The sequence below is a fragment of the Lacticaseibacillus jixianensis genome, from assembly GCF_003946485.1.
GTDB lineage: Bacteria > Bacillota > Bacilli > Lactobacillales > Lactobacillaceae > Lacticaseibacillus > Lacticaseibacillus jixianensis.
On record NZ_RHOJ01000043.1, the window covers coordinates 1 to 7,035 of the forward strand.

At 48.3% G+C, this 7,035-nt stretch carries 5 protein-coding genes; 1 reads left to right on the forward strand and 4 read right to left on the reverse strand.

From position 1 onward, the window contains the following. Positions 1-54: 54 nt before the first annotated feature. The 4 genes from EKM85_RS11305 to EKM85_RS11320 form a co-directional block, all read right to left on the reverse strand. Positions 55-1,176 (reverse strand): sulfatase-like hydrolase/transferase, encoded by a 1,122-nt coding sequence (locus EKM85_RS11305; RefSeq protein WP_164510765.1) that lies wholly within the window; start codon positions 1,174-1,176, stop codon positions 55-57. 250 nt (positions 1,177-1,426) lie between these two features. Next, on the reverse strand, positions 1,427-2,416 hold the full coding sequence (locus tag EKM85_RS11310; RefSeq protein ID WP_125586959.1) for a glycosyltransferase family 2 protein: 990 nt from the start codon (positions 2,414-2,416) through the stop codon (positions 1,427-1,429). A 66-nt stretch (positions 2,417-2,482) separates the two neighbouring features. After that, positions 2,483-3,277 carry a type I methionyl aminopeptidase gene (gene map, locus EKM85_RS11315; protein ID WP_125586961.1) on the reverse strand — a complete coding sequence of 265 codons (795 nt, stop codon included), beginning with the start codon at positions 3,275-3,277 and terminating at the stop codon, positions 2,483-2,485. A gap of 14 nt (positions 3,278-3,291) precedes the next feature. Further along, entirely contained in the window at positions 3,292-4,230 is a 939-nt protein-coding gene (locus EKM85_RS11320) for an NAD-dependent epimerase/dehydratase family protein (RefSeq protein WP_125586963.1), read from the reverse strand. A 491-nt stretch (positions 4,231-4,721) separates the two neighbouring features. Here EKM85_RS11320 and EKM85_RS11325 point away from each other — a divergent pair, with 491 nt between their 5' ends. Further along, complete coding sequence (locus EKM85_RS11325; RefSeq protein WP_125586965.1) at positions 4,722-6,911, forward strand: GW dipeptide domain-containing protein; 2,190 nt, start codon at positions 4,722-4,724, stop codon at positions 6,909-6,911. Positions 6,912-7,035 lie beyond the last annotated feature (124 nt).

Genomic DNA, 7,035 nt, shown 5'->3' on the forward strand with positions numbered 1-7,035 from the left:
AACAGGTCGTATCGACTTGGTGTTTTTATTTTTTCCGCTCGGCGACGATAGTGGCTAACTTGATTCTAAAACGCGGGAATTTAATTTTTCGGCTTGATTCATCAGTAATCTAAAATTATTTTTGTCACTTAAGTAGGTTGTATTACCAGAGCGCGACCACACTTTGGGACTATCAGAGATTACTGAGTTAAAACCTAACGATTGAAGGTATGGTGTGAACTGCTCATGCTTGGGCTCCGGATTGATAAATTTGGCGGTATAAGAATGGTTGCGCAAAATTTGTGGTAAACCAATCAAAGGTGTCTTTGTGCGGGCCTTTATTTGTGCAGCGTTCTTCGCGTCTTCGTAACCCTCATAATACTGAAAAGCAGAATTTAACTGCCCTCGCAGTCCCTTATAGGTTGGTGCAGTATGGTTAAAATAGTTGGTGAAATTGATGGTCTCCTGACTGAAGCGTTGAAGGTTTGGCATCAATCCGGGATACTTGGCCCCAGTTTCCTCGATAGTGCGACGACTTGTACCCTCTGCGAAGACCACGATCACGTTATACTTTTCTTTACCTAGTGAGATTCCACCGGGGACGCTAGTCTTCTCAAATGATCGGATGATCTTGGCGCGATTATCCTGGGCCGCCTCTAACCGGCGAGTTGTCTTTGCTGCCTCTTGATACTCACGCACCAAACTGACGGAATCGGTAACTGCTGTCCGCCGGCCCGTGTAAAATAGTCCCCACATAAATACGGTGCCTAATCCTAGAAAGACAAAACGCCAGGGAATCTTCGGATACTGGTTAAACTTGGCCGGAAAGAAAGAAATGATACCGACTAAAGCAACGATGAGGATATACCGAGGCAGAGCCGGCCCCAGAGCCTTAATGTTTGCCAGATTGTCGAGCATGATTTTTGTCGTATATGAGCCGCTAAAATAGCGCACCCATTCTTGGGTAATGACCAAGAACGTCGCTAAAGATGAGATCAAATAGCCAAGTATCCAAAGACGTCGGCCCATAAAAATATAAATGAAGTATGCCACCACAATCTCACCCATCGCAATTAAGGCGTGCTTGGGTGTTCCAAATAAGATATTAGGCATGCTCACCAGAACTAGTGTTAGCAAGAGCTTTACAGCGGTAAAGCGAGACATATACCGCCGAATCCCCACGTCCATCCGTGCCATTAGATGCTTCATAAAAAGTTTCCCTTCTACACAGTACTCCCGATCCACCATGAGTTTCACAAATCATAATAAAGACCCGGTTTTCACCAGGTCAATGTCGGGATATTAGAAAAAGTATATCACTCAACGAAGCGACAAGGTGCATATATTGCGCATTCTATGAATTCTCAAACGAAACACGCTTCTGCCTTCCTATCATGTACACGGGCTTGTTGTCGTTGCCTAACAGAGCGTCCTTGTCGGCATGGCATTACTCGTCGTGCTTCTCATCAGGCCGTTCAATCGGCGACATTACTGAAGCAGGTTGGTCCGGACGGTTGGACTTCTCAGTTTCCTTGACAATATAGATTGGCCGCTGCTTCGTCTCAAGAAATATCTTACCAATATACCTGCCAATAATACCAAGGGAAAGCAGCTGGAGCCCGCCCAGAAGCAGAATAATCGACACGAGTGACGGCCAGCCTGCCGCGGAATTATGCCATATCAACGCCCGTACCACGATAAAGATTAAGGCCACGGCAGAGGCTAAACATGACAGGCCCCCCACAAACGAGGCAATATTCAATGGGGCCTCGGAAAAATTTACGATGCCATCGAGAGAATAATTAAACAATTTCCAAAAGCTCCAAGATGTCTTGCCCGCGGCTCGTTCTCTATTCGGGTACGAAATGTACTCCGTCTCAAACCCTACCCAACTAAACAGGCCCTTGGAAAAGCGGTTATATTCAGACAGCCTAAGAACGGCATCTACCATTTGACGGGTCATCAGACGGTAATCTCGGGCACCGTCGACCATCTGGGTTGAAGAAATACGGTTAATCAGTCGATAAAACTGACGAGCAAAAAAGCTTCTAAGACGCGGCTCACCTTCACGGTTAATTCGTCTAGTGCCCACGCAGTCCAGATTGGTTGACTCAATCATCGCAATCATTCGAGGTAACAACTCAGGCGGATCCTGAAGATCCGCGTCCATCACCGTAACTAGACTCCCTTTTGCTGCTTGTAGTCCTGCATATAAAGCAGCTTCCTTACCGAAGTGCCGCGAGAAAGAAATATAGCGAACACACCGCTCCCGCTCCGCCAAATGCCGCAACTCTCTGAGCGTTCCGTCGGTTGACCCGTCGTTAACAAAAATATACTCCAGCGACGGTTTGATTTGTGGACGCAGGCGTTCAATCGCTTCGAAAAGTAGCGGGACAGTTTCTTGTTCGTTGTAGCACGGTACTACGATTGATAGCATCGCTTCTCCTCCATCCACGAAAATAGATAAAAGGTCAAGTCGACACCTGCCAACTTGACCAATGAACTACAAGAGATATTTTGCGTCTTCGATTGGATCCTGACTCGTCAAAATCTTAGGCCCATCATCCGTGATAACCAGTGTATGCTCGTACTGCGCACAGTCAGAGCCATCCGCGGTAACGTAGTATTCCCAATCATCATTGGGCACCTGCTTGGCCTTGATTTTCCAAGTCCCAGTTGTAATCATGGGCTCAATCGTGATGGTCATCCCTGCTTTGAGCCTTAGCCCATGACCAGGTTCGCCATAGTGCGGCACATTTGGCGCCTCGTGCATCGTCGGCTGAATGCCGTGGCCAATGAGGTCACGGACATCACCATAGCCCATTTCATCTTCAGTGTAGTGTTGGATGGCATACCCGATATCGCCGAGGCGATTGCCAACAACAGCTTGGTCGATGCCCAAATACAATGCTTTCTTGGTGACATCCATCAACTTTTGCCGTTCCGGGGAAATCTTGCCCACTGCATAAGTCCAAGCAGAATCCGACATGTAGCCTTGCCAGTTGACCACCGTATCTACAGTCACGATGTCGCCATCCTTGAGGTCGAGCCCCTTCCGCGGAATTGAGTGGGCAACTTCGTCGTTGATGGCGACACAGGTGGCATACTTGTACCCTTCAAAACCCAATTCAGCCGGGATTGCCCCGTGGGCCTCGATATATTCACGGCCCACTTTTTCGATTTCCCAGCTTGATACGCCAGGCTTAATGATTTGGGCAACCGCATGGTGCATCCCCGCAAGAATTGCGCCAGACTTGGCCATGCCTTCGATTTCCCGATCAGACTTTAATGTAATCAAAAAATTGCATCTCCTTAGTTATTAACCGACGCCACGTACTGGGCTAAACCCTTTTCAAGCGGCGTGTGCGTCATAAATCCTAATGCATTGATTTTGGAAGCATCCGCAAATGAATCGTGGATGTCCCCTGAACGTTCAGGTTTGAAACTAGCCTTGAGTGGCTTACCCGTCAGCTGCTCTAACTGCTTGGCAACCGCCATCAGACTAGTCTGCTTACCATTGGCGATATTGTAGACGTCATTGACTGCCATCGGGGTATGCAGAAGCCCGCTAATGGCATTGACAACGTCCCCCACAAAAACAAAGTCGCGTGTCTGTGAGCCGTCACCAAAGAATGTAAACGGCTTGTCATTCACAAGTGCGTCAAGCAGGATGGAAAGGACGCCACTGTATGGCGAAGCAGGGTTTTGCTTTGGACCGTATACGTTAAAGAAGCGTGCGCAAACCATTGGCATGTTGTACAAGCGCCCATAGTTGATGATTGCCCGCTCCGTGGCGTACTTGTCGACAGCATATTGCGTCAGCGGCTGCACCGCCTGATCCTCCCGCTTGGGCATCTCAGGCAGCTGACCATAAACGGCTGCGCTGCTGGAGAAGAAGAGCTTCTTGAAGGGCAGCTTTTCCCGACGCAACGTCTCAATAATATTGAGATTGGCCTCCTGATTGACCTGATGGGTCTCGAATGGCCGATCAACCGAATCGGCAACGCTGGCAATTGCGGCTAACAAAACGATGTAGTCATACCGCTTCTCAATCAGCAGACTACTCATAAACTCATGATCAGTGATGGAGTGCTCAATAAAGGTCACTCGCGATGAGTCCGGAATATTTGCAACAGACCCCATCGACAAATCATCGACAATCGTAATAGTGGTCTTATCATCCTTCAAAAGAGAATCGGCTAAATTCGAGCCAATAAAACCGGCACCACCGGTGATCAAATATTTTGCCATTCGCACAGCTCTCCCATCTCTTGCGCCGTTCTGCCTTAAAGTTTACCACATATCGGCTAACAATCAGCTTTCAGGTCAAATGGTGGGCAATACCTGCCCAGATTCTTCTATCTGCGGTTGCTTAACCTATGATGAATCAAGGGCGAGGCCTTATACTGATTTCAGCGTCCTCTGTTTATGTTTGGACAAGTGCTGCATGCACTATTACAATTTCTTTTCAATTTTGTTCATGGGCCGCTGCCCAAACTGTGATCAGGGCTAAAAATTAATGCCCAGGTCAACAAAAGAAATGGTTCTGCGAATACCAAACCTGCAGAACGCGGGAATCGTCAGTACACGCTGCCAGCATTGCCTTTTCAGAGTGAAATTTTTCTTTGAAAACGTACGCTAAAAATTACATGAATGTAATATAAATGTGGTATCTTTTGGCTTAGAGAAAGTTGCATCACACTTCTGGTGACTCTAATTCATTTTTATTTGGGGGAGAATACATGTTTGTTCCTAAACCTTTTACAATCAAGCAGTGGCTACTGGGTGTTCCACTTGCTTTTTCAGTGCTAACCATTGTCTCATCGCAAAATCTTCAACCTGTCAAAGCAGATACAGAAACTACACTCGCGGCTTCGACTGACAACACCGCTGCTACTAAAAATGACTTCACTGCAAGCAACTTCCACAGCCAAGCTGCCATTCAACAGGGTCTTCTTGGCGATGCTGGTCGTCATACTTTCACTAAAGCGGATATTAATCAAACTGGATCCACAAGTAAGACTCACTATCTCAGGATGCCAAACACGATTACCGGTAGTGCAGCCACCGCTTGGCTCGCTTTCGCCAAGCAGGAGGCCAGTGCCGACTATGCAGCGACGGGACGGGAACAGAATATCGTTCAAATCGCAGCAACCGTTGAAACGTTCTCAATTGGTCAGGCAGGTTACCCGCGAGTTGATACGATCGATGTTTCATCTTACCAATATCAGATGAACCAAACGACGTATAACAATCTTCGGGCGAAGGGCGTCAAGGCCATTATCGTCAAGACCACCGAGGGCACGACCTATGCTAACCCCTATGCCAAAACTCAACTGCAACAAGCTGAGCGTGCAGGAATGCAGGTTGCCGCCTATCACTATGCTCACTTTGGCACTGCCAAAGCAGCGACAACTGAGGCAAACTATTTTGCCGCTAAGCTATCATCCTTGGGTTTCCCTAAGAACAGTCCAGTGATTGCTGACCTAGAGGATAAGGACCTTTCTGGCAATGTTGCTGCGAACCTGAATGCTTTCTGGCAGGCACTGAGCAGCAAAGGGTATAACAACCATGCTTTGTATACCGGTCGGTTTTTTGACTGGTCCGACGCAGCAATCGCCACAGTCGGGCAAGCGCGGACATGGATCGCCCAATACCCTTACCAGCCACGAGCAAACAATCTTTGGAACACCGATTTTGGCGCTTGGCAGTTTTCTTCCCAAGCGCGGATTGCTGGGTATAATGGTAATCTTGATGCTTCCATCGATTATAAGAATCTGTTCACCCAGACCACCAGTCCTTCACCCAAGCCCTCGACCAATCACAACTCGCCAGAGAGTAACACGAGCCATTCGTTTGATAAAGTCACAGGAACATCATCACTTAACCAAGTAGGCCGCATCTATCAGGCTGGCCGCGCAGACGGACTGTACTCCGCCCCATACAATACGAATAGCGACACCCAATCCGCGAACAGTAACGCCAGATACTTCAACGGCCAGGCAGTCGCAATTTTGGCAAGATCTACAACCACCCGAGCAGCTAGTTTGGGTAACACCTTCTATAAAATTCGCTTAACGAACGGCGATATTCACTGGATTGATGCACGCGGCATAAGATTAGTGACCCTCAATCGCGTCACTAGCAGAAGCACTCTCAGCGGTACTGCACGCATCAATCAGTCTGGTCGCCGTGATGGTCTCTACACTGCCCCTTGGAACACAGACTATCTTTCCATTACTGAGAACCATAATGCGGCTATTTTCAATGGCCAAAGCGTCCAACTCGTCGCGGAGGCAACCACCAGTCGCAGTTCAGCCGCTGGCAACCGTTTCTACCAGATCAAGCTGCGCGACGGTCGGCGGTACTGGATAGACGCCCGCGGTATTCAGCGAAATACCTTACCGGCCCCGACGAACCAGAAAGCTGTACACTACACCGCAGTCATCTGGCAAAGTGGTCGTGCGGACGGGCTATACTCGCACCCCTTTGGCAGTAATGCGGACAGCATGACGCCTAATACTGATGCCAAAAAATACACTGGCCGCGGCGTTATTGCAACTGCAGAAGCGACAACCAGGCAGGGAACATATGTGAACGTTACCCTGCCTAACGGAAGTAAGCGCTGGGTTGATAAGCGTGCCCTCATGCCCATCACTTATGACAAGATTGCCTCAACTTCTTCAGTTAATAAGTCAGGAAGAATCCTTCAGGCAGGGCGAGCGGATGGCCTCTACTCAGCACCATACTATACCGATGCAATGTCCGTTTTGGAAAATCACAACGCAATTGCTTTTAACAATCAGAAGGTAACGGTTCTAAAAAAGGCCATCACGACGCGTAATCCCAAAGCTGGCAACCAGTTCTATCAGATTCGACTCAGCAACGGGCGTGTGCTTTGGATCGACAGCCGCGGCGTGAAACTGGGCTAATTTGTGCAAAGTCTTCAGTCCCATTAATCAAAGAGACGGTATGAACATGAAGTGCAATAGAAAAGTTAGACGAATTAGAATTTGAATTAAGCCACGATGACTTGTTCCCGATACTCAACCGGGG